21 protein-coding genes are annotated in these 21,782 nt (G+C 67.3%); 12 read left to right on the forward strand and 9 right to left on the reverse strand.

The genetic code is table 11. From position 1 onward, the window contains the following. Position 1: 1 nt before the first annotated feature. The 12 genes from AC1DY7_RS22900 to AC1DY7_RS22955 all read left to right on the forward strand — a co-directional run bounded on the left by AC1DY7_RS22900 (position 2) and on the right by AC1DY7_RS22955 (position 12,684). On the forward strand, positions 2-808 hold the full coding sequence (locus AC1DY7_RS22900) for a coniferyl-alcohol dehydrogenase (RefSeq protein ID WP_477496014.1): 807 nt from the start codon (positions 2-4) through the stop codon (positions 806-808). 9 nt (positions 809-817) lie between these two features. Further along, positions 818-1,804, forward strand: coding sequence for a cyclase family protein (locus AC1DY7_RS22905; protein WP_477496095.1), 987 nt, complete (start codon positions 818-820; stop codon positions 1,802-1,804). A 99-nt stretch (positions 1,805-1,903) separates the two neighbouring features. Continuing rightward, positions 1,904-2,728 carry an alpha/beta fold hydrolase gene (locus AC1DY7_RS22910; RefSeq protein ID WP_477496015.1) on the forward strand — a complete coding sequence of 275 codons (825 nt, stop codon included), beginning with the start codon at positions 1,904-1,906 and terminating at the stop codon, positions 2,726-2,728. A gap of 30 nt (positions 2,729-2,758) precedes the next feature. Continuing rightward, positions 2,759-3,565: an SDR family NAD(P)-dependent oxidoreductase gene (locus AC1DY7_RS22915; RefSeq protein ID WP_477496016.1), complete on the forward strand. Its 807-nt coding sequence runs from the start codon at positions 2,759-2,761 to the stop codon at positions 3,563-3,565. Positions 3,566-3,659: 94 nt separating this feature from the next. After that, positions 3,660-4,325 carry a TetR/AcrR family transcriptional regulator gene (locus AC1DY7_RS22920; protein WP_477496017.1) on the forward strand — a complete coding sequence of 222 codons (666 nt, stop codon included), beginning with the start codon at positions 3,660-3,662 and terminating at the stop codon, positions 4,323-4,325. After that, on the forward strand, positions 4,322-4,516 hold the full coding sequence (locus AC1DY7_RS22925; RefSeq protein ID WP_477496018.1) for a ferredoxin: 195 nt from the start codon (positions 4,322-4,324) through the stop codon (positions 4,514-4,516). The genes AC1DY7_RS22920 and AC1DY7_RS22925 overlap by 4 nt, the downstream gene beginning before the upstream one ends. 21 nt (positions 4,517-4,537) lie before the next feature. After that, the gene (locus tag AC1DY7_RS22930) at positions 4,538-5,755 is read left to right on the forward strand and encodes a cytochrome P450 (protein ID WP_477496019.1); all 1,218 of its coding nucleotides are present in this window, start codon (positions 4,538-4,540) and stop codon (positions 5,753-5,755) included. A 28-nt stretch (positions 5,756-5,783) separates the two neighbouring features. Continuing rightward, positions 5,784-6,950, forward strand: coding sequence for an amidohydrolase family protein (locus AC1DY7_RS22935; protein WP_477496020.1), 1,167 nt, complete (start codon positions 5,784-5,786; stop codon positions 6,948-6,950). Beyond that, a complete protein-coding gene (locus AC1DY7_RS22940; RefSeq protein WP_477496021.1) occupies positions 6,947-8,215 on the forward strand; it encodes a M24 family metallopeptidase in 1,269 nt (422 codons plus the stop codon). Before AC1DY7_RS22935 ends, AC1DY7_RS22940 begins: the two co-directional genes overlap by 4 nt. Next, positions 8,205-9,338 carry a M24 family metallopeptidase gene (locus AC1DY7_RS22945; RefSeq protein WP_477496022.1) on the forward strand — a complete coding sequence of 378 codons (1,134 nt, stop codon included), beginning with the start codon at positions 8,205-8,207 and terminating at the stop codon, positions 9,336-9,338. The genes AC1DY7_RS22940 and AC1DY7_RS22945 overlap by 11 nt, the downstream gene beginning before the upstream one ends. Beyond that, the gene (locus AC1DY7_RS22950) at positions 9,331-10,290 is read left to right on the forward strand and encodes an enoyl-CoA hydratase/isomerase family protein (RefSeq protein ID WP_477496023.1); all 960 of its coding nucleotides are present in this window, start codon (positions 9,331-9,333) and stop codon (positions 10,288-10,290) included. Before AC1DY7_RS22945 ends, AC1DY7_RS22950 begins: the two co-directional genes overlap by 8 nt. Before the next feature lie 3 nt (positions 10,291-10,293). Next, positions 10,294-12,684 (forward strand): CaiB/BaiF CoA transferase family protein, encoded by a 2,391-nt coding sequence (locus AC1DY7_RS22955; RefSeq protein ID WP_477496024.1) that lies wholly within the window; start codon positions 10,294-10,296, stop codon positions 12,682-12,684. Between the two features lies 1 nt (position 12,685). Here the strand turns inward: AC1DY7_RS22955 and AC1DY7_RS22960 are convergent, their stop codons facing one another. The 9 genes from AC1DY7_RS22960 to AC1DY7_RS23000 form a co-directional block, all read right to left on the reverse strand. Beyond that, the gene (locus tag AC1DY7_RS22960; RefSeq protein ID WP_477496025.1) at positions 12,686-13,960 is read right to left on the reverse strand and encodes a hypothetical protein; all 1,275 of its coding nucleotides are present in this window, start codon (positions 13,958-13,960) and stop codon (positions 12,686-12,688) included. Next, positions 13,957-14,919, reverse strand: coding sequence for an NAD-dependent epimerase/dehydratase family protein (locus AC1DY7_RS22965; RefSeq protein ID WP_477496096.1), 963 nt, complete (start codon positions 14,917-14,919; stop codon positions 13,957-13,959). The genes AC1DY7_RS22960 and AC1DY7_RS22965 overlap by 4 nt, the downstream gene beginning before the upstream one ends. An 11-nt stretch (positions 14,920-14,930) precedes the next feature. Further along, positions 14,931-16,001, reverse strand: coding sequence for an NAD-dependent epimerase/dehydratase family protein (locus AC1DY7_RS22970; RefSeq protein ID WP_477496026.1), 1,071 nt, complete (start codon positions 15,999-16,001; stop codon positions 14,931-14,933). Positions 16,002-16,004: 3 nt separating this feature from the next. After that, the gene (locus AC1DY7_RS22975; RefSeq protein ID WP_447711235.1) at positions 16,005-16,850 is read right to left on the reverse strand and encodes a mycofactocin-coupled SDR family oxidoreductase; all 846 of its coding nucleotides are present in this window, start codon (positions 16,848-16,850) and stop codon (positions 16,005-16,007) included. 387 nt (positions 16,851-17,237) lie between these two features. Continuing rightward, a complete protein-coding gene (locus AC1DY7_RS22980; RefSeq protein WP_477496027.1) occupies positions 17,238-17,957 on the reverse strand; it encodes a TetR/AcrR family transcriptional regulator in 720 nt (239 codons plus the stop codon). Positions 17,958-18,151: 194 nt separating this feature from the next. After that, a complete protein-coding gene (locus tag AC1DY7_RS22985) occupies positions 18,152-18,964 on the reverse strand; it encodes an acyl-CoA dehydrogenase family protein (RefSeq protein WP_477496028.1) in 813 nt (270 codons plus the stop codon). A gap of 2 nt (positions 18,965-18,966) precedes the next feature. Further along, positions 18,967-20,076: an acyl-CoA dehydrogenase family protein gene (locus AC1DY7_RS22990; protein WP_477496029.1), complete on the reverse strand. Its 1,110-nt coding sequence runs from the start codon at positions 20,074-20,076 to the stop codon at positions 18,967-18,969. Between the two features lie 61 nt (positions 20,077-20,137). Beyond that, a complete protein-coding gene (locus tag AC1DY7_RS22995; protein WP_477496030.1) occupies positions 20,138-20,578 on the reverse strand; it encodes a nuclear transport factor 2 family protein in 441 nt (146 codons plus the stop codon). Further along, complete coding sequence (locus tag AC1DY7_RS23000) at positions 20,556-21,782, reverse strand: metal-dependent hydrolase family protein (protein ID WP_477496031.1); 1,227 nt, start codon at positions 21,780-21,782, stop codon at positions 20,556-20,558. The genes AC1DY7_RS22995 and AC1DY7_RS23000 overlap by 23 nt, the downstream gene beginning before the upstream one ends.

The raw sequence follows: 21,782 nt of genomic DNA on the forward strand, positions 1-21,782 counted from the left end.
CATGTCGGATCGCTGGCGGTATGACGGCCGCCGGGTGGTGGTCACGGGGTGCGCGTCGGGTATCGGCGCGCACCTGGCCGGCCAGTTGGCCGACCTCGGCGCCCACGTCACCGGACTGGATCTGCGTCGCCCCGATACCGCCCCGGCGGAGTTCATCGAGGTGGACTTCGCCGACGGTGCAGCGATCGACGCCGCGGTCGCGCGCATCGACGGGCCCGTCGACGCGCTGTTCAACGTGGCCGGGGTCTCGTCGGGCATCGGTAAACCGTTGCTGGTCCTCACCATCAACTTCCTCGGGATGCGGCACTTCACCGAGGCGTTGCTGCCGCAGATGCCTACCGGGTCGGCCATCGCGAACGTCTCGTCGCTGGCCGCCGCCAACTACCTGGACAACATCGCGGTGACGGGCGGTCTGTTGGCCACCACCTCGATGGCCGACGGTATCGACTGGTGCGAGCGCAACCCGGAGGCGCTGGCCGACGGCGGGTACCGGTTGTCCAAGGAAGCGATCATCCTGTACGGCATGACGCGCGCATTGGCGTTGGGGGAGCGCGGAATCCGGATCAACTGCACCGGACCGGGTGTCACCGAGACGCCCATCCTGGATCAGCTGCGCGGTGCTTACGGTCAGGATTACCTGGACTCGTTCCCGAAGCTGCTCGGGCATGTGTGTGGTCCGGACGAGCAGGCGTCGGTGCTGGCCTTCCTCAACAGCCCAGCGGCAAGCTACATTTCGGGACAGGTGATCTGGGTGGACGGGGGAACCGTCGCGGGCCGGATCGCAGCGAATCTGGAAGGGAAGCACTAGATGTCCACCATGAAGGATTTCCGCCGGGTCGCCGACGATGTGCGCAACTGGGGCCGCTGGGGTGGCGATGACGAACTCGGCACGCTGAACCTGATCACCGCCGACAAGGTCGCCGAGGCGGCGTCGCTGGTGAAGGCGGGCAAGGTGATCTCGCTCGGCGGTGACTTCGGCTCCAACGGGCCGCAGGGTGCGTTCAAGTTCCGCTTCAACCCGATCCACGTCATGACCGTCGACGGCGGTGACGCCGAGACACTGGTCAAGTATGCGCCGGAGTGGGCCCGCAATTCCGTTGCACAGGAACTCAGTTCGTTCTTCGTCGACAACATCTTCCGGTTCAACGACGACATGATCACCATGTCGCTGCAGGCCGCCACGCAGTGGGATGCGTTGTCGCACGTCTACTACGAGGACAAGCTGTACAACGACTTCCCGGCGGATTCGGTGACCAGTTTCGGGGCCTCGCGCTGCGGTATCGAGAAGGTGGACGGCAAAGGCATCGTGTCGCGCGGGGTGCTCCTCGACGTCGTCGCACACCGCGGTGGAGAGCTGTTCTGCGAGCCCGGCCGGCCGATCACCCCCGCCGAACTCGACGACATCGCCGCCAAGCAGGGCGTGCAGATCGGCCGCGGCGACATCGTGGTGGTGCACACCGGATGGTGGACGCGCTTCCTGTCCACCGGCGACGGCCAGGAGCCGGGTTCGGGCCTGCACTGGACCTGCGCCTCGTGGCTGCACGACCACGAGATCGCCGCCGTCGCGTCGGACAACCTGATGGTCGAGGATCCGGATCCGGCCAACGGGGTGGAGGGCACCTTCCTGCCGATGCACATGCTCTGCCTGCGCGACATGGGGCTGATGCTCGGCGAGTACTGGGACCTGACCGGGCTGGCCGCGGACTGCCGCGCCGACGGCGTCTACGACTTCCAGCTGATCGCGCCGCCGCTCAAGGTGGTCGGTGCGGTGGGCGCGCCCGTCAGCCCCATCGCGATCAAATGAACACGCGCCCCAATGCCACTGTCGAATAAGCACTCTGGTCATTCCACCGATTCGGAGAATGCGGTTCTCCATTCCGGAAAACATCAGTATCGTGTGCCCGTGGACTTCACGCGCAAGACCATCGCCGTCGACGGATTGACGACCGGCTACCTGGAAGCGGGAGCCGGCGACCCCGTCGTGCTGCTGCACGGCGGTGAGTTCGGTGCCAGCGCGGCGATCGGCTGGGAGCACACCATCGGCGCACTGGCGCAGCACTACCGGGTGCTGGCACCGGACATGCTGGGCTTCGGCGAGTCGGCCAAGGTCATCGACTTCACCGACGGCCGCGGGATGCGCATCCGGCACATCGCGCGGTTCTGCGAGACCCTCGGGATCGGCCCGGCGCACTTCGTCGGGAACTCGATGGGCGCGATCAACCTGCTCGTCGACACCACGTCGGAGACGCCGATCCTGCCGGTGCGCAGCCTGGTGGCCATCTGTGGTGGCGGCGACATCCAGCGCAACGAGCACACGAATGCGCTGTACGACTACGACGCCACCTTCGAAGCCATGCGCCGCATCGTGACCGCGCTGTTCTTCGATCCGTCCTACCCGGCCGACGAGGCGTACGTGCAGCGACGGTATGACTCGAGCATCGCGCCGGGAGCGTGGGAGTCGTTGGCGGCGGCCCGGTTTCGGCGCCCCGGCCTGGATGCGCCGGCGACGCCCTCGTCGAAGCGCGCCTACGAGCGCATCGCGGTACCCGTCCTCGTCGTCGAGGGCGGCGGAGACAAACTGCTGCCGCCCGGGTGGGCCGCCGGGATCGCCGCCCAGATTTCCGACGGCCGATGGGCCGTGGTGGAGGGTGCCGGGCACTGCCCGCAGCTCGAGCAGCCCGGCGCACTCAACGAGGTGCTGCTGAACTTCCTGAAACAGGTTTCATGACTATCAGCGAGAAGCGGAGCGGGATCGCGCATGAGTAACGAACTCGACGGCAAGGTCGCCGTCGTCACCGGCGGCGCGGGCGGACTCGGAGCGGGCCTGGTGCGCCGCTTCGCCGCCGAGGGCGCCAAGGTGGTGTTCGGTGACGTCGACGAGACCAACGGCGCGGCCCTGGCGGCCGAACTCGGCCCGAACACGCACTTCCTGCGCAACGACGTCACCGACCTCGAGCAGGTCGCCGCGCTGGTGAACACCGCCGTCGACAGGTTCGGTGGGCTGCACGTCATGGTCAACAACGCCGGGGTCTCGGGCACCATGCACCGGCGCTTCCTGGAGGACGACCTGGCCGACTTCGACTCGGTGATGCGGGTCAACGTGCGTGCGGTGATGGCGGGCACCCGCGACGCCGCCCGGCACATGGCCGAACACGGTGGTGGCTCCATCATCAACCTGACCTCCATCGGCGGGATCCAGGCCGGCGGGGGAGTGCAGACCTACCGGGCGTCCAAGGCCGCGGTCATCCAGTTCACCAAGTCGGTGGCAATCGAATTGGCGCACTACGAGATTCGGGTCAACGCGATCGCCCCCGGCAACATCCGGACGGCCATCGTGGCCAAATCGGCCTCGTCGGAGGACCGTGAGCGCCTCGACGAGTTCGAGGAGAGAATCCGCGCCCAGATGCGCCACGACCGGCCGCTCAAGCGCGAGGGCACCGTCGACGACGTCGCCGAGGCGGCGCTGTACTTCGCCACCGACAAGTCGCGCTACGTCACCGGCACGGTGCTGCCGATCGACGGCGGCACGGTGGCCGGCAAGGTCATCGTGCGCAAGGAGAAGTAGGCCAGGGCCGGGGTGGCCGGCACCCTGGACGAACGGCGCTCAAGATTTAAATCAATTGCTTGACTTAATTACAGGAGGGGCGTTGACTGTAACGGTGACGGCAGCCAGATCCCTGCGCACAGAGCGCGCCAGTGGCACCCGGGAGGCGATCCTGGTCGCCGCAGAACGGCTCTACGCCGAACATGGCGTATTCGCGGTGTCCAATCGACAGGTCAGTGAGGCTGCGGGACAAGGCAACAACGCCGCGGTCGGCTACCACTTCGGCACCAAGGCCGACCTGGTGCGCGCCATCGAGCAGAAGCACCGCCAACCCATCGAGACGCTGCGGCAAGCCATGATCGCCGCGGTGGCCGGTTCGCATGACCTGCGTGACTGGGTGGCCTGCCTGGTCTGCCCGCTCACCGACCACCTCGCCGAACTCGGCACCCCGACCTGGTACGCACGGTTCGCCGCCCAGGCCATGACCGACCCCGAGTACCACACGATCGTGGTCAAGGACGCGCTCAGCTCGTCCTCCCTGGTCGAGGTCATCGATCGGATCAACCGGTGCCTGCCCGATCTGCCCACCGAGGTCCGATTCGAGCGCAACATCATGGCCCGCAACCTGTTGATGCACAGCTGCGCCGACCGGGAGCGCGCGCTGGCCGCCGGCGGCGCCGTGGTGGCGGGGCGGTCGTGGCGGGCCGCGGGCGCCGGCCTGATCGACGCGATCGTCGGCCTGTGGCTGGCGCCGGTCACCGAGATCGGGGAAGTCGCGTGAAGATCGCCGTCGACCAAGACAAGTGCGTGTCGTCGGGACAGTGCGTGCTCAACGCCATGGAGCTGTTCGACCAGCGCGACGAGGACGGTGTCGTGGAATTGCTCGAATCAGAACCCGGCGCCGATCAATACGACAACGCCCGCCGCGCCGCGGCGGCCTGCCCAGCCCTGGCCATCGACATTCAAGACTGACTTGAGGAATGAGATCACCACATGTCTGAAACGCTGACCGAAGTGGACATCCCCGACTACCCGATGGAACGCGATGTGCGGTGCCCGTTCTCGCCGCCGCCGCAGATGCTCGGTAACCCCAAAGGCCTGAAGCGGGTGAAGATCTGGAACGGCAGCACGCCGTGGCTGATCACCGGGCACGAGGAAGCGCGGGCGCTGTTCGCCGATGCGCGGGTCAGCGTCGACGACCGCATCGAAGGCTTCCCGCACTGGAACGAGCACATGCTGTCCACGGTGAACAAGCGGCCGCGCTCCGTGTTCACGGCCGACGCCGAAGAGCACACCCGGTTCCGCCGGATGCTGTCAAAGCCGTTCACCTTCCGCCGCGTCGAAGGCTTGCGGGCGACCATCCAGGAGGTCACCGACGAGTGCATCGACGCGATCCTGGCCGGCCCGCAGCCCGCGGACATCGTCTCCGCTCTGGCGTTGCCGGTGCCCACCAAGGTGATCAGCGACATGCTCGGCGTCCCCTACGAAGACCACGAGTTCTTCCAGGAGCACGCGAACGCCGGCCTGGCCCGCTTCGCCGCCGCGGACGCCATGCAAAAGGGTGCGATGAGCCTGCACCAGTACCTGATCGACCTGGTCGAGAAGAAGCAGGCCAATCCGGCCGAGGACGCGGTGTCCGATCTGGCCGAGCGGGTCACCGCGGGTGAGATCAGCGTGAAGGAGGCCGCCCAGTTGGGCACCGGCCTGCTGATCGCCGGGCACGAGACCACCGCCAACATGATCGGTATCGGTGTGCTGGCGTTGCTGGAGAACCCGGAACAGGCTGCGCTGTTGCGTGATTCCGATGATCCCAAGTTCATCGCCAACGCATGCGAGGAACTGATGCGCTACAACTCGATCATCCAGAACGGCCAGCGCCGGGTGGCCCTCGACGATATCGAGATCGGTGGCGAGACCATCCGTAAGGGTGAGGGCATCATCATCGACCTCGCGCCCGCGAACTGGGACGCCGCAGCTTTCCCGAATCCGGACAAGGTCGACTTCACCCGGGACGCCAGCCAGGAACTCGGCTTCGGTTACGGCCGCCACCAGTGCGTCGGCCAGCAGCTGGCGCGCGCCGAACTGCAGATCGTGTTCCAGACCTTGCTGCGCCGCATCCCGACGCTGAAACTGGCGATCCCGTTCGACGAGATCCCGTTCAAGCACGACCGCCTCGCCTACGGCGTCTACGAGCTTCCCGTCACCTGGTGACCCACAGCCCCCTGAATGGAGTCCTGACATGTCCACTCTGAGCACCACGCTCTACCCGCCCGAAGGCTTTGGCGCACCGAAGAACCGGAAGGGTCACGCCACCGGCGACCTCGGCTTGCCGGCCGGCACCGAGATCTTCTCGGCCGACAACCACATCTCGGTCGCCGACGATATCTTCTACGAGCGGTTCCCCGAGGATCTCAAGGGCGCCGCCCCGCGCATCTGGTATGAAGACGGCGCCTACATGGTGGGCATGAAGGGCAAGGCCTGGACGGGCGGCGATTTCGGCCGCGTCCTCATGCAATACGACGACCTGGCCGGCGCGGCCACCAACAACATCGCCGCGCGTATCCGCGAACTCGCCGAGGACGGCATCGACCGGGAACTCGCCTTCCCCAACGCGGTGCTGGCCCTGTTCCACTACCCGGACAAGGGCATCCGGGAGCGGGTGTTCCGCATCTACAACGAGGTGATGGCCGAACTGCAGGAGAGCAGCAACGGCCACTTCTACGGCGTCGGGCTGATCAACTGGTGGGATCCCGCCGGGACCCGCAGCACCCTCGAACAGCTGAAATCATTGGGGCTCAAGACGTTCCTGCTGCCGCTGAACCCGGGCAAGGACGACGAGGGCAACATCTACGACTACGGCAGCACCGAGATGGACGCCGTCTGGGACGAGATCGAGGCCGCCGGCCTGCCCGTCAGCCACCACATCGGTGAGACCCCGCCCAAGACGCCGTGCCAGAACAACAGCGTCGTCGTCGGCATGATGGTCAATGTCGACTCGTTCCGCGAGCAGTTCGCCAAGTACGTGTTCTCCGGCATCCTCGATCGCCATCCGTCGCTGAAGGTCGGCTGGTTCGAGGGCGGCATCGCCTGGGTGCCCACCGCGCTACAGGACGCCGAGCACATGCTGGCCTCCTACCGGCACATGTTCAACCACGAGCTGCAGCATCCGGTGCGGTACTACTGGGACCACCACATGAGCGCGTCGTTCATGGTGGATCCGTTGGGGCTGCGGCTGATCGACCAGATCGGCGTCGACAACGTGATGTGGTCCAGCGACTACCCGCACAACGAGTCCACGTTCGGTTACTCGGAGAAGTCACTCGCGACCGTCGTGGAAGCGGTCGGACCGGAGGATGCCGTCAAGATCGTGTCCACCAACATCCAGAAGTTCCTGGGCATAGGGTGACCACCTCCACACAGTCCGGCGTCACCCAGATCGCCCGGACCGGTTACACGTGGCTGGACATCCCCGCCGAGCCCGATCTGGGCCGGATGCGCCGCGAGGTCAGTGTTCGGTTGCAGGCGGCGATGGCCGACCAGGGCGTGGATGCGTTGGTACTGCTGGGCAATGGCAGCGTCATGTACGCCACCGGCATCGCCTGGCCGCTGGCCGACGCGGGCCTGTCCCATGTCGAGCGACCGGTCGCGGTCGTGCTGGCCGGCGACGAGCACCCGCATCTGTTCCTGCCGTTCCGTGAAGGCGCGGCCATGGAATCGGATCTGCCCGACGACCATCTGCACGGGCCGGTCTATCTCGAATTCGACGAGGGCGTCGCGCAATTCGCCAAGGTGTTGGCGGGACTGGTGCCGGCGGGCGCGACCATCGGCACCGACGAGTTGACCGGAGCGATGCGTCGCGCAGGCAGTGCGCTGTTCCCCAGCGCACCGGTGGACGCCGCCCCCGTGATCGGCGCCGCGAAACTGGTCAAGACCATCGACCAGATCGCCGCCATCCGGCGGGCCTGCCAGATCACCGAGCAGGCCGTCTCCGAGATCCAGAAGTCCCTGGTGCCCGGTGTGCGCCAAATCGATCTGTCCGCCGAATTCGTCCGGCGCACTTTCGAACTCGGTGCCACGACCAACATGTTCGACTCGATCTGGCAGGTCATGCCCGCGTCGAAGGCCGAGGGCACCTGGACCACCACCGGCGATCTGGCGCTGCCGCTGCTGACCACCGAACGGGAGCTGGCCCAGGGCGACGTGCTGTGGACCGATGTGTCGATCGCCTACCACGGCTACTGCTCCGACCACGGCCGCACCTGGATCGTCGGGCAGGACCCGACGGCCGCCCAGCAGAAGCAGTTCGACAAGTGGCGCGGGATCGTCGACGCCGTGCTCTCGGTGACCAAGGCCGGTGCCACCTGCGGTGACCTCGGCCGCGCGGCGATCGCGGCCAACGGCGGCGCCCCGCCCTGGCTGCCGCACTTCTACCTCGGTCACGGCATCGGCGCGAACGCCGCCGAGATGCCGATGATCGGAACGGATCTCGGCCAGGCGTGGGACGACAACTTCGTCTTCCCCGACGGCATGCTGCTGGTGTTCGAACCCGTCGTGTGGGAAGACGGCACCGGCGGCTACCGCGGCGAGGAGATCGTGGTGGTCACCGACGGTGGCTGGATGCCGCTGACCGCATATCCGTACGACCCCTATGAGGTGTCCAGTGGGAATTGAGATCGAGGCCGACGACCGAGCGCTGCGCTTCAGCCGTCGCGAGCGGGCACTGGCGCAGATGGAGGCGCACGATCTCGACGTGCTGGTCCTCGGCAGACAGGCCAACGTCCGGTACATCTCCGGTGCTCCACAGCTGTGGGTGGTGGGCACCCGGCCGTTCGGGCCGATCTGCACCTTCGTACGGGCCACCGGCGAGATCCACCTGAACAGCACCTGGGATGAAGGCATTCCCGAAGAGATCCCGCACGAGAATCTGTACGGGCTGGCGTGGAACCCGATGACGCTGATGGGTGTCCTGCAGAACATCAAGGGCGCCGACACCGCGCTGCGGGTCGGTACCGATGCACTGACACCGACTTTCGCCAAGCTCCTGCCGATGGCATTCCCCAACGCCGAGCTCGTCGACGGCGAGCAGGCGATGCGGGCCGCGCGGCGGATCAAGACACCCGAGGAGATCGCGGCGTTGCGGCGCGCGCTGATCGTCGCCGAGGAGGGGCTGGCCCGAGGCGTCGCCGAACTGGCCGCGGGCACCACCGAACAGGTCCTCGCCGGTGCGATCCTCAAGGCCGAGGCCGCGGGCGGGGTGAGCACGCCCGCCACACAGGACGCAGCGTGGGTCACCTCGAAGGAACACCCGTGGCGGCGGACCGCCGGTGACGGCCGGGTACGCAACGGTGACCTGGTGGCGCTGTCGGCGGGTGTGCTCGCCGACGGCTATGTCGGCGAGGTCGCGCGCACGGCGTACGTCGGTGAGCCGACAGATGCGGTCCGGACGTTGTACCGGCGCCGGGATGACCTGTGGGACAGACTGATCGACGCCTGCCGGCTGGGCAAGCCGACCAGCGCGCTGCTGGATGCCTACGCCGACGCCGGTGAGCCGTTGCCGGCGATGCCGGTGGCCCACGGTCTCGGGCTGGGATTCGATCCGCCGGTGGTGTCGCCGCACCTGCGGGCCACCGCCGAGGCAGACATCCTGGAAGAGGGCATGGTCCTCGCCATCACCGGTTACGTCTGGGAGCAAGGAGTCGGCGCGGTGTTCACCCGCGACGCCGTGCTCGTCGGCTCCGGTGGCCCTGAAGTACTGACCCAATCCCCGTCGAACAGTGAGGCGGCACATGTCTGAGCGGCCAACGCCCGAGGAGATCATTCTCTACGAGAAGAACCCGAAGACGAAGATCGCCACCATCACCTTCAACCGGCCTGAGTTCCTCAACGCGCCGACGTCGATGGCGCGGCTGCGTTACGCCGACATCCTGCGTGCGGCCAACGCCGACAACGACGTCAAGGTGGTGATCATCCGCGGTGTCGGCGACAACCTGGGCAGCGGCGCGGATCTGCCGGAGTTCATGGAGGGCAACGACAATCCCGCGGTGCGCCTGGCGGAGCTGCGCCTGGAGGATGACGGTGTCGGCGAGGTGACCTACCCCCCGAAGGGCACCTTCCGTAACGGCGCCACCATCAGTTCGTGGTACGCCAACTCGCAGGCCGGCAACCGGGCGCTGCAGGATTTCAAGAAGATCAGCATCGTCGAAGCCAAGGGCTACTGCTACGGCTGGCACTTCTACCAGTGCGCCGACGCCGACATGGTGATCTCCAGTGACGACGCACTGTTCGGTCATCCGTCCTTTCGGTATCACGGCTGGGGCCCACGGATGTGGACCTGGGTTCAGATGATGGGACTGCGCAAGTTCCAGGAGATGGTCTTCACCGGCCGGCCGTTCACCGCGGCGGAGATGTATGACTGCAACTTCCTGAACAAGGTGGTGACCAGGGATCAACTGGAAGCCGAGACCGAGAAGTACGCCCTGGCCTGTTCCCGGAACCGACCGGTGGACACCGTGTTTCAGCAGAAGATGTTCTTCGAGATCTTCAAGCAGCAGCAGGGTGAGTACATGGGCAGCCTGCTCAGTGCCTTCTTCGAGTCGATGGGCAACGGGGTGGCCAACGACAGCGAGGACGATCTCGACATGTTCGAGTCCATCGACTCCGGATTGTCGGCCGCCGTCAACGACAACGACAGCAAGTTCCCACCCGATTTCCGGCTGTCCAAGAAGAACCGGGCGAAACCCGAATAGGCCATGACAGCACCACTGACCGGCTACACCGTCGTCGATCTGTCCAGCGGTATCGCGGGGGCGTACGCCACCAAGATCCTGTCCGACGGCGGGGCCGACGTGATCAAAGTGGAAGCGCCGGACGGTGATCCGCTGCGCACCTGGTCGGCCTCCGGCGCCGGGGGCGGCGCCCTGTTCGAATTCCTGGCCGGCGGCAAGCGCAGTGTGCTCGCCGACCCGGACCTGCTCGAACGGCTCATCGCGTCCGCGGATGCGGTGGTGTGGTCACCGGAATCATCGGTGGCGCAGTCGGTCGCGCCGGGTGAGCTGTACCGGCGGTATCCGCACCTGATCGTCACGGCCATCACCCCGTTCGGCCTGGACGGCCCGTGGAGTGACCGGCCGGCCACCGAATTCACCCTGCAGGCCTGGTCCGGCGGGGCGATCGGGATCGGCCGCGGCACCCAGGACCGCGCGCCGGTGACCATCGGCGGTCAAGTGGGGGACTGGCTGACCGGGGCGTACGCCGCCGCGATGACGCTGGCCTTCCGCGCCCGCGCGCAGCGCGACGGCCACGGGGAGCTCATCGACCTGTCCGAGCTGGAAGCCCAGATCCTCTGTCTGACCTACTATCCCGTCACCTACTTCGAGATGCTCGGCAGGCCGTGGCGCACCGAACGCCGGCCCACTGTGCCCGGGGTGGCGCAGGCCGCCGACGGGCTGGTGGCGCTGGGCTGCGGCACCGCCCAGCAGTGGTGGGATCTGTGCGCGATGTCGGGCCACGACGAGTGGATCGACGAGACCACGCAGCTGACCATCACCGAGCAGGCCAACCTGCACGCCGAGGAACTCTACGAGTGGTTGCGCGATCAGAACGTCGATGACGTTCGGGACCTGGCGTCGGCCTTCCGGATCCCGAACTCACCCGTCGGCAACGGCGCGAACGTCACCGCGATGGACCACTTCGTGGAGCGTGGGGCCTTCGTGCCCAGCCCCGGTGGCGAATTCACCCAGCCCGCGCACCCCTACCGGTTCACCGGCGCCGCGTTGCGTGCCCCCGCACCCGCGCCCGCGCTGGGTGAACACACCGAGCAGGTGCGCAATGCCACGCTGGTCCCGCGGCCGGCCCCCACCGCGGACGCGGACCGGGACCGGTTGCCGTTCAGCGGCCTTCGGGTACTGGACATGACCACCTTCTGGGCCGGGCCGTCGTGCACCCACGCGCTCGGCATGCTGGGGGCGGACATCATCCACCTGGAATCCACCCCGCGGCCCGACGGCACCCGGCTGATCGCCGGTATCCCCGCCACGGTCGAGCAGTGGTGGGAGCGCTCGCCGATCTTCAGTGCGCTCAACACCAACAAGAAGAGCGTCACGGTCGACTTCCAGACCGAGGCCGGCCGAGAGGTGTTGCGCCGCCTCATCGCCGACAGCGATGTGGTGGTGGAGAACTTCACCCCGCGCGTCATCGATCAACTGGGGCTGGATTTCGACTCGGTGCGCGCACTGCGTGACGACATCATCATGGTGCGGATGCCGGGTTTCGGGCTGGACGGACCGTGGCGCGACAATCCCGCGTTCGCCTACATCATCGAAGACGCCTCCGGGTTGAGCTGGCTCACCGGCTACCCGGACCGCACCCCGTTCGAGCCGTACTCGGTGGGTGATCCCAACGCGGGCGTGCATGCGCTCAACGCCCTGATGCTCGCGCTGGAGCACCGCCGCACCACCGGGCAGGCGGTCCTGGTCGAGGCGGCCATGGTCGACGCCGCGCTCAACATCGCCGCCGAGCAGGTCATCGAACACTCCGCACACGGGGTACTGCTGCAGCGCGACGGCAACCGCGGGCCGACCGCCGCGCCGCAAAACCTTTACCAGAGCGCCGAACCCGACGAGTTCGGCCGCGACGACAGCTGGGTGGCCGTCGCGGTGCAGACCGACGCACAGTGGGATGCGCTGCGTGCGGCACTCGGGCATCCGGACTGGTCGGCCGACGCTGCGCTGTCCACCTTCGTGGGGCGGCGAGCCGCCCACGATGTGCTCGACGAGCATCTGGCGGCGTGGTGTCGCACCCGCACCGGTGATGAGATCGTCGAGACCCTCTGGGGGGCAGGCGTGCCCGTGGCCAAGGTGATGCAGCCGCACCGCCAGACCGAGCTGGCCCAGCTGCGTCATCGCCGGTTCTTCGAACATGTGGGGCATCCGGTGAACACCGCCGCGGCGCACAGCACCCTGCCCGTCACGCTGGCGAACGGGCCCGACGCGTTCCACCGCCAACCCGCGCCGCTGCTCGGTGAGCACAACCACACCGTGCTCAGCGACCTGGGCCTGTCCGAGGACGAGATCGCAGCACTGGCCGAGGACGGTGTGATCGGCACCGAACCCGGTAAGGGCGGCCGCAAGGCCGCTCGCTGAGCTACCCGATTCGGCTCAACAATGCACCGAAATCGTTGTTTTCCCAGAGGTTGAGGACGTTGGTGAGCATCAGCAGCTGGGCCCGTACCGGTTCGCTCTCGCTGACCCGCGGGTCGAAGCGGTCGGGCACGTCGGCCAGGGCCGGCACGGCGGCGCGCAGATAGCCGGGCACCTCCAGCAACCACGCCACCCCCATCACGGCGGCGTACAGCAGCAGCTGATCCCGCAGCAGGTGAAGGTCCATCCGCGGGCCGCCCGAGGCGGTGTATTCGTCGGCGAACAGGGCGAGCAGCTTATCGAGATGGTCGTCCCACATGGCGGTCTCGGCGCTGCACAGGCTGCCCCACAGCGCCATCGCGACGTTCATCACGCTGACGCAGCCCCAGTCCATCAGGCCACACTCGACCCCGCCCTCGGGTCCGCGCCAGAACCAGGCGTTGTCCACGTTGGCATTCCAGTGGCACAACGCGATGTGGTCCCCGGTGGCGTGCAACCACCCCATGATCGCGTCCTCGCGCTCGGCGATCTGGGCGGCCTCGGCCCGTATGCGCCTGCCGAAATCCGGCGTCCGTAGGTGCGCCGGAAACAGGTCGGGGTGCGCGGCGCAGAATTCGACCAGACCCTCGACGCGAGCTGACAGCTCCTCGCTGGTGTAGCGGATCCGTTTGCCGACAGTCACTTTCGACTCGTCGTAGCGGAACTGCTGGTCCACTGAGGCGGGCAGTCGGCCGGCCCTGTGCGCACCCGCCAGCCGGGCGACCGAGGCGAGCAGCGTTCGGTAGTGCGTGACGGGATCAGGCATGGCGTAGTCGCGGCACTTGTCGTAGTGCGGCTCCACACCATCGGTTCCGTAGCCGACCCGATCGGTGAGCAGCATCCCGGTACACGACGCGCCGTGGTAGTCGGCGAACAGGCAGGCCGGCACGGTGATCGGCAATGCGGTGGCGGCCGACATTGCACCGAACGCGACCTCGAGTTCCATCTGGGAGGCGCCGCGATCTCGGCGCGGGTCCCCGAAATCGCGGGAGAACTTGACGAACAGTGCATCCGGTATCGCGCAGGGCTGTTCGTATTCGATGTCCAGCAGCGCCTTGCGTCCCGTGCTGCCCCCGCCGACCGCTTCGATGCGGGTGATTCGGCGGACGCTGTTGTCGGGGCTCAGGGTGCCGAACGCGTGCATGGCCGAGGTGAGGAAGTCGGCGCCGGCGTGCCCGAGGGTCTCGGGGTCGGCGGGGAAGGACACGCCCGTGGCGTCGCCGGTGGCCCAGCGCGTCATGCCCGCTGCGCGGTGAAGAACGCCACGGCGCGCTCGATGGCTCCGTGGATGGGCTCGGGTTCCCAGCCGAGTTCGCGAACCGCCTTGGAGTGGTCCAGTCGGCCCATCCGGTCGACGATGCGCATGCCGACGGCGGCGAACGGCAAGTCGCGGTTCAGGATGCGGGCCGCGAGGTCATTCACCCGGGCCCCGGCGTAGAGCACCGGCAGCCCCAACCCGATCCGTGGTCGCCGGACCCCGCCGGCCGCGGCGGCCACCTCGTGCAGTTCGCGCGAGGTCAGGTACCGCTCGGAGATGATGTAGCGCTCACCGCTGCGCCCGTGTTCGGCGGCCAACAGCATGGCCTTCGCGGCGTCCTCGATGCCGACTACCTCCAGCGAGTAGCCGAAGTAGAACGGGAAGCGGCCCGCGGCGACCATGGCCAACGCGCCGCCGTGCGGGGTCGGCTGCCAGTCGCCCGGCCCGTAGGTGGTGGAGATACACAATGCGACAGCGGGCAGGCCGCGGGTGCGGGCGTACTCGAGGACCAGATCCTCTGCGGCGATGCGGGATTCGATGTAGGGCCCACCGCCGTCCCAGTCCACCGGGTCGTCTTCGGTGACGAGTGCGCCGTCCCCGCCGGCCAGGGTCCCGACGGTGCTGGTGAAGACGAATCTGCTGACCCCGGTCGCCAGTGCCGCGTCCAGGACGTGCCTCAGCCCGTCGACATTGGTGGCGAACAGGGTTGCCGCGTCCCGTAACCACATCCGGGCGTCGACGACGCAGTAGTAGACGACATCGCAACCGGCCATCGCCGCACGCAGCGCCTCGTCGTCGAAGAGATCGCCGTAACAGCGTTGCACCGTCAGGTCATCGATGCCACGGGTCGAACTGGACCTGCGCAGGAATACCCGGACGTCGTCGCCGCGCTGCGCCAGTTGACGGGTGACATGCGAGCCGAGAAAGCCGCTCGCTCCCATCACCAGTGCGGTCACGGAGCGGCGGTGTCCAGGCTGGTGTCTCCCAGGCGGGCGCTGAGCGCCCGCCACGGGTCTGCGTAGATCCCGGGCGACTTGCGGTAGGCGCCTTGACGTTTGACGAACGCTCGGGCCGCCGGGGCGATCAGCCTGGAGGGATGACGCTTCCATCCGGTCTGGGCCCGCATCTCGTCGAGCATGGCAGGCCAGGAATGGTGCTGGAACTTCAGCACCTCTTGGGCTCTCGCGGTGTCCATCCAGTCGGTGATGAACCAGTCGTCGTCGCTGTCGGGGTCACCCGGGCGGCCGGGCGGCAGCACGCCGGGCAGGCCGCGCGCCGCGGCGAGGGCCGCGCCGACATCGCCCTGGAGCATGCGGTGCGTGTCGTCGCCGGCGATCAGCAGGACCTCACCGACCGCGTCCGCGACGGTTGCAGCGGCGAAAGCGCTTGCCACATCGCGCACATCGACCATGTGGATCCGGTTGTCGACCGGCAGCGCGCTCTCGAAGTACAGCGCGTCGAGGGTGAACGGCATGGCGTTGAGGTCGGTGCTCATCACACCGCCCAGTCGCAAAACGACCCAGTCCAGGGCCGATGCCCGGACGTAGGCCTCGGATTCGAGTTTGTGGCCGCCGTACAGTTCGGTCGGCCGCGGCGGCGTCTGCGCCGAGACCGGATCCGGATTGCGGTGCGGGTTGCGGGATCCGTAGACGGCATTGCTGGACGCCTGGACGAAGCGTGGCGGATTGGGCGCGGCAGCGGCGGCGTCCACCAGCGTCTTGGCGGCGTCGACGTTGACTTTGCGGGCCAACCTCGGGTTGCGGTAGATCGGGGGCGGGATCACCGCGGCCAGATGGATGATCGCCTCGGGGGCGACCTCGGTGATGAGCCGTTGGGCGTCGGCGGGCGCCGTCAGGTCGGCCCAGCGCGCTTCCACACCGAGTGGAAGCGCCTGGGCCTTGGCCCGATTCGCGTCGGTGGCGAGATCCGTGGCCACCACGCGGCGACCCTCGGCGGCCAGTGCTCTGACCGTTGCCGACCCGACGAGCCCGAACGCCCCCGTGACGAGGACAGTGTCGGACATCGATTACTTCAGGCAGCTACCGGCATCGACCGGCAAGGTGACGCCGGTGATGTAGCGAGCCTCATCGGAGGCCAGGAACAGCACGGCGTTGCTGATGTCCACGGCGTTGACCCACGGGATCGGCAGGGTGTGGAACATCTGGCAGATCGGCGCCATGTCGTCGGGGCCCGGGTTCTCCAGGTCCGGCCGGAACATCTTGAAGGTGCCCTCGTTGTGCAGCATGTCGGTGTTGACATGGGTGGGATGCACGGTGTTGGCGCGGATGTTGTGGTGGCCGAGCTCGACGGCGAAACCGCGCATCAGGCCGACGACGCCGTGCTTGGCGGAGACGTAGTTGCCACAGTGCGGGTAGGCCTTGAGGCCGCCGACCGAGCTGGTGAGGATGATCGAGCCACCGCGTCCGCCGGCGATGATGTGCGGCACAGCGGCTTTCACCGACTTCCACACGCCGGACAGGTTGATGTCGATCATCTCGTCCCAGTCGAGCTCGCTGGTCTCGTGCAGCGGGTCGCCGCCGTTGCCGATGCCGGCGTTGGCCACGACGATGTCGAGGCGGCCGAGCTGCTCGACACCACTGTCGACCGCGGCCTTGAGGGCGGCGGCGTCACGGACGTCCACCTCGGCGGTGACGATGCGGCGGTTGAGACCCTTGACGAGGTTGGCGGTTTCCGCCAGGTCATCGGGGGTGGAGGCGGGGATGGCCGTCTCCACGCCGGGACGGATGGGTCCTGCGATGTCGATCGCGATGATGTCGGCGCCTTCTTCGGCCAGCCGCACGGCATGGCTGCGGCCCTGCCCGCGTGCTGCACCCGTGACGAATGCGACCTTGCCTTCTACCCGCCCTGCCATCTGGTCCTCACTTCTCGAGACGTTCGTGTTTGGCACTTGCTCAGCACTCTGTCACCGGACGTCTGCCCATGTCAATGACAGAATCAAAACCAGATAATTAACCTCTCCGCTTAGAAGAATCATCTTCTCATTGCGGTGCGGCGATGCAGTTCGACGCGGCGGGCATGCGAGAACGGCATGTGCGACGGCGTGACGACCCTGTCCGAGTGCGCCGTGCGGAACGAGGCGTGAGCAACCGTCCACCGACACTCCGGTTGCGGCGATTGCGACGTCCGGAGGGGGCCGCTGCGTCCGCCGTTCTCAGATGCAGGCACTCGGGCGAGTACACCGGCGGGTCGGGCGCGGCACCAGTGTGAGTGCAGCTCTACCGCTGCGAGAATGGAGTTCTCAGTCGGCGACGGCGAAGCCATGCGCGACGAAGTCCCAGACTTCCTCGGCCGAGATCGGCTTGTTGGTTGCGTCGTCGCTGCCACTGGACTGTGCGACGAACATCACGGTCTGCATGGTCATGGCGGCCATCCGGCGAGGGTTCAAGCCCGGGCGCAGTTTGCCGGCCTCGAATGCCTCGTCCATCAGCTCGGTGAGCAGGGCCACCAGCGGGGCGTGGGCAACCTTGACCTCGGACGGATGTGACACCAGCAGGCGCGGGGCGAAGTCGGTGAACAGCGGTCGTTTGGCGCTGGGATCGGGTCGCGAGGACTCGAACAGCAACTCGATGGCGACCTTGAGACGCTCGATCGGATCGGCCTGGCTGGAGGTGGCGGCCCGGATCTGGTCCGCGGACCGGCTCAGGGCGTCCTCGAACAGGGCCAGTAGCAGCTCGTGCTTGCCGTCGAACTGCAGGTAGAAGCTGCGAAGCGACTGGCGCGAGCGGTCGACGACCTCTTGCACGGTGAAGTCCGTGCTGCCCTTCTCGATGATGATCGACTGCGCGGCGTCGAGGAACCGCTGCACGCGCTGTGCGGCACGGAGCTTGGCTGTCTTGATCGATCGTTCGACCGCGCGCTGCTTCCAGGCAGGCTCTTCGCTTGCGGTGGTCACCGGCCGCTCAACTGCCTGCCGATTTGGGAGAACATGAGGGGACTGTACCGGAGAACGCCTGGGCATTGCGGTGCTCGCCCCCCTCCTGACGGTCGTGTCGGAGATCCCAGCTTTCTCATGATGAGAATACTATTCTCATTTTCGCATTTTCAGAAGGTCTACGCGGAAAGCGGCTTTCCGGATCAGTCCGGCCCGGACATGAGTGTGGATGTCACATCCGGTCGGATATGACACCCACACTCATGTCGTGCGAATGCGGATCAGAGTTGCGCCAGGCGGGGTGCCGAGCCGCGGGCCCGCAGTCCGGCGCCGGCCTTCTTGGTCAGCTCCCGCGAGCTGCCCAGCAACCCGTCGAGCACCAGCGCGCGCTTCACGTGGTGGTGCAGGTCGTGCTCCTCGGTGAAGCCGATCCCGCCGAGGACCTGCTGGCAATGCTTGGCCGCGGTCAGTGCCGCCTTACCCGCGGCGGCCTTGGCGAGCAGCGCGGTCAGGTCGGGGTTGTCCGCACCCGGAAGGGTCAGCGTCGCCTCGGCACCTTCGATGGCCACCAGCGTTTCGGCCAACTTGTGCCGGACCGCTTGGAACGACGCGATGGGCTTGCCGAACTGCACCCGGTCCAGGGCGTGCTGGCGGGCCAGCGACAACATGGCCCTGGCCGAACCGACCAGCCACCAGGCCACTGCGACGCGCGCTTCGGCGACCCGGATCGGGTAGCCCTCCTCTTCGCGGCGCAACGGCAACCCGCCGAGCGTGGGCTCGGGGGTCTCCGCCGAGATCCGGTCCCAGACCACCCACGTGTTACCCGTGTAGGGCAGTGGAAGTTCGACGGTGTCACCGATGTTGTTGCCCGTCGCATGAAGCACGACGTCGACGAGAACCGAAGCATGCGAGCCGGTTTCGCCGAGCAGCCGGAACACCAACGGCACCGCCAGCTCGGGGACGTCGGTCAGCATCTCGGCCCAGCCGAGTTCGGTCAGCGCGGCATCCAGGGACGGACCCGAGGACGCGAGCATGGTCTTGCGCAGAGTGTCTTCGAGAAGCGTCAGCGACTCGGCGTCGAGAGACGTGGTCATCTCTACTCCTTCCCGAGATCGAGCAGGCGGCGGGCGATGATGTTGCGCTGCACCTCGGCGGTGCCGCCGTAGATGGTGGCGGCGCGCGAATACAGGTACTCGGTGCGCCATTCGGAGTCCTCGAGCTCGATGGCTCCGGGCAGCAGATCATGCGCGGTGTCATAGAGCCGCTGTTCGGCACCGGACAGCAGCACCTTGTCGATGGAGGTGTCGGGGCCCAGCTTGTGGCCCTCGGCCAGGCGGTGCTGGGTGGCGCGGGACCGGCAGCGCAGGGTGTGCAGCGCCAGATACGCCTCACCCATATCGGTGTCGACGGCCTGACCTTGTCCCTTGACCTCGTCGATCAGCGCGTCGAAACGCGAATAGAGGTAGGCGATGCGCTGCCAGAAGCAGGTCGACCGCTCGTAGGGGAGCAGGTCCATCGCCAACTGCCAGCCGTCGCCCGGCTTGCCGAGCATCCGGCTCGCGTCGACCTCGACGTTGTCGAAGTAGACCTCGCAGAACTCGTCCACGTCGTGCATGGTGTGCAGCGGGCGGATGGTGATGCCCGGGGTGTCGGTGTCGACGAAGAACGCGGTGATGCCCGCGTGCCCCTCGCCGGTGCGGGTGAGCAGGATGCAGCGATGCGAGAACTGGGCGAAGCTGGTCCAGACCTTCTGCCCGTTGATGACGTATTTGTCGCCGCGCTGTTCGGCCTTGGTGGTGAGCGACGCCAGGTCGCTACCGGACCCCGGCTCGGAAAAGCCTTGGCACCACTGCTCTTCGCCACTGAGGAGCTTGGGCACCATCTCGGCGGCCAGTTCCGGGGTGGCGTAGTCGATCATCGTCGGGGCCAACACCTCGAGCATCGAGTAGGGCCCCGGCTCGGCGAGCCGCCGGCCCACCACCTCTTCGCCGACGATGGCGCGCAGCATCGCCGGACCGCCGAGGCCGCCGGCGTGCTCGGGCCAGCCGTAGCGGCTCCATCCCGCGTCGTACAAGGCCTTCTGCACCCGCGCGAACTGGCGGATGTGGCCTTCCAGGGAGTGGTCGTCCGGGGGAGTCAGGTCGTTCTCGCCGAGCCACGTCTGTAGCGCGGCGCGGAACGCTGCGGGGTCGTGAAGCTCACTCACGCCGCTGCCTCGCAGGCTCGGCTTCGCCGTGTCAGATCCATGGTTCGCTCGCTGCGCTCGCTCACGCCGACGGCCGTCCGATGGCGTGCGGCTTGCCGTGGTCGTGGGCGCCGCTGCGCCGGATGAACGTCATGGCCCGGGTCTTGAGCCGCCAGCCTGCCTCGGTGCGCACATAGGTGTCGCGGTAGTAGCCGATCCGCATGTCGTGCGCCGAGTGCTCGATGAAGCACAGCGGCTGGGTGCCGCTGGCGGTGTCGGCACCCTCGACGAGGTCGACCAGGGCGGTGCCCGTCATGAACAGGCCCTTGGGAGCGGCGTCGACCAGCACCGGAAAGCGTTCCAGCGCATAGGTATCGCCGAAGGCGCTGTAGGTGCCGTCCGGGGTGAACACGCTGACCAGTCCCTCGACGTCACCCTGGGTGATGGTGACGGCGTATTTGGCCAGCAGTTGGTGGATTTCGACCAGGTCGTCAGTTCGGCTAGGAGCCATCTGCGTACTCATTCTTGTAGACCTTACCGCCCTTCATTACAAAGGTAACCGTCTGTGTAACGGTGATGTCTTCGAGCGGGTTGCCGGGCACGGCGATGATGTCGGCCAGCAACCCTTCGGCCAGCCGGCCGCGGTCGGTGGCGTTGATCAGATCGGCGGCGATGGTGGTGGCCGAGCGCAGCACGGCCGCGGGTGGCATACCCCACTCGACCAGGGTGACCAGTTCGTCGGCGTTCTTACCGTGCGGGATGGCCGGGGCGTCGGTGCCGACGGCGATCTTCACCCCGGCCTCATAGGCCGCCTTGAGTGATGTCTCTGCCTTCGGGAACATCACTGCCGCTTTGTCCTGCAAGGCTTTCGGAGCGTGTGAGACGTCCATGGCCTGGGCCAGACGGCGGGTGGTGACCAGGAAGCGGTCGTTGTCGACGAGCGACTGGATGGCTTCGTCATCCATCAGGAACCCGTGCTCGATGCAGTCGATGCCGCACGCGACGGCGTGCTTGACGGCCTCGGCGCCGTGCGTGTGGGCGGCCACCCGCAGCCCGCGCCGGTGTGCCTCGTCGACGATCGCGCGCAGTTCTTCGTCCGAATAGTGTTGTGCCCCAGCCTCTCCGGTGAGGGACATCACGCCGCCGGAAACGCAGACCTTGATCAGCTGAGCGCCGTGCTTGATCTGATACCGCACGGCCTTGCGGACCTCGTCGACCCCGTTGGCGATGCCCTCTTCGACCGTGAGCTCCAGCGCACCCGGCATGAAGGCCGCGAACATGGTGGGGTCGAGGTGTCCGCCGGTGGGGGTGATGGCGTGCCCGGCCGGCACGATGCGCGGACCGTCCACCCAGCCGGCATCGATCGCCTTGCCCAGCGCCACATCCAGGAGATAGCCGCCGGTCTTGACGAACAGGCCGAGGTTGCGCACCGTGGTGAACCCGGCCCGCAGGGTGCGCCGGGCATTGCCGACGGCCCGCAGCACACGGGTTGGCGGGTCGTCCTGCACCTGGGAGAGCCCGGGATTCTCACCCCGGCCACCCATCAGCAGGTTGACCTCCATGTCCATCAGACCCGGCAGGAGGATGGCGTCTCCGAGATCGATGATCTCGCCCTCGGGTTCACCGCCGATGCCGACAATCCGGTCACCGTCGACACGAACGATGCCGGGGCGAATGATCGCCCCGGCATCGACGTCGACCAGACCCGCAGCTTTGAGGGTCAGCAC

The organism is Mycobacterium sp. P2_H7, from assembly GCF_056403275.1.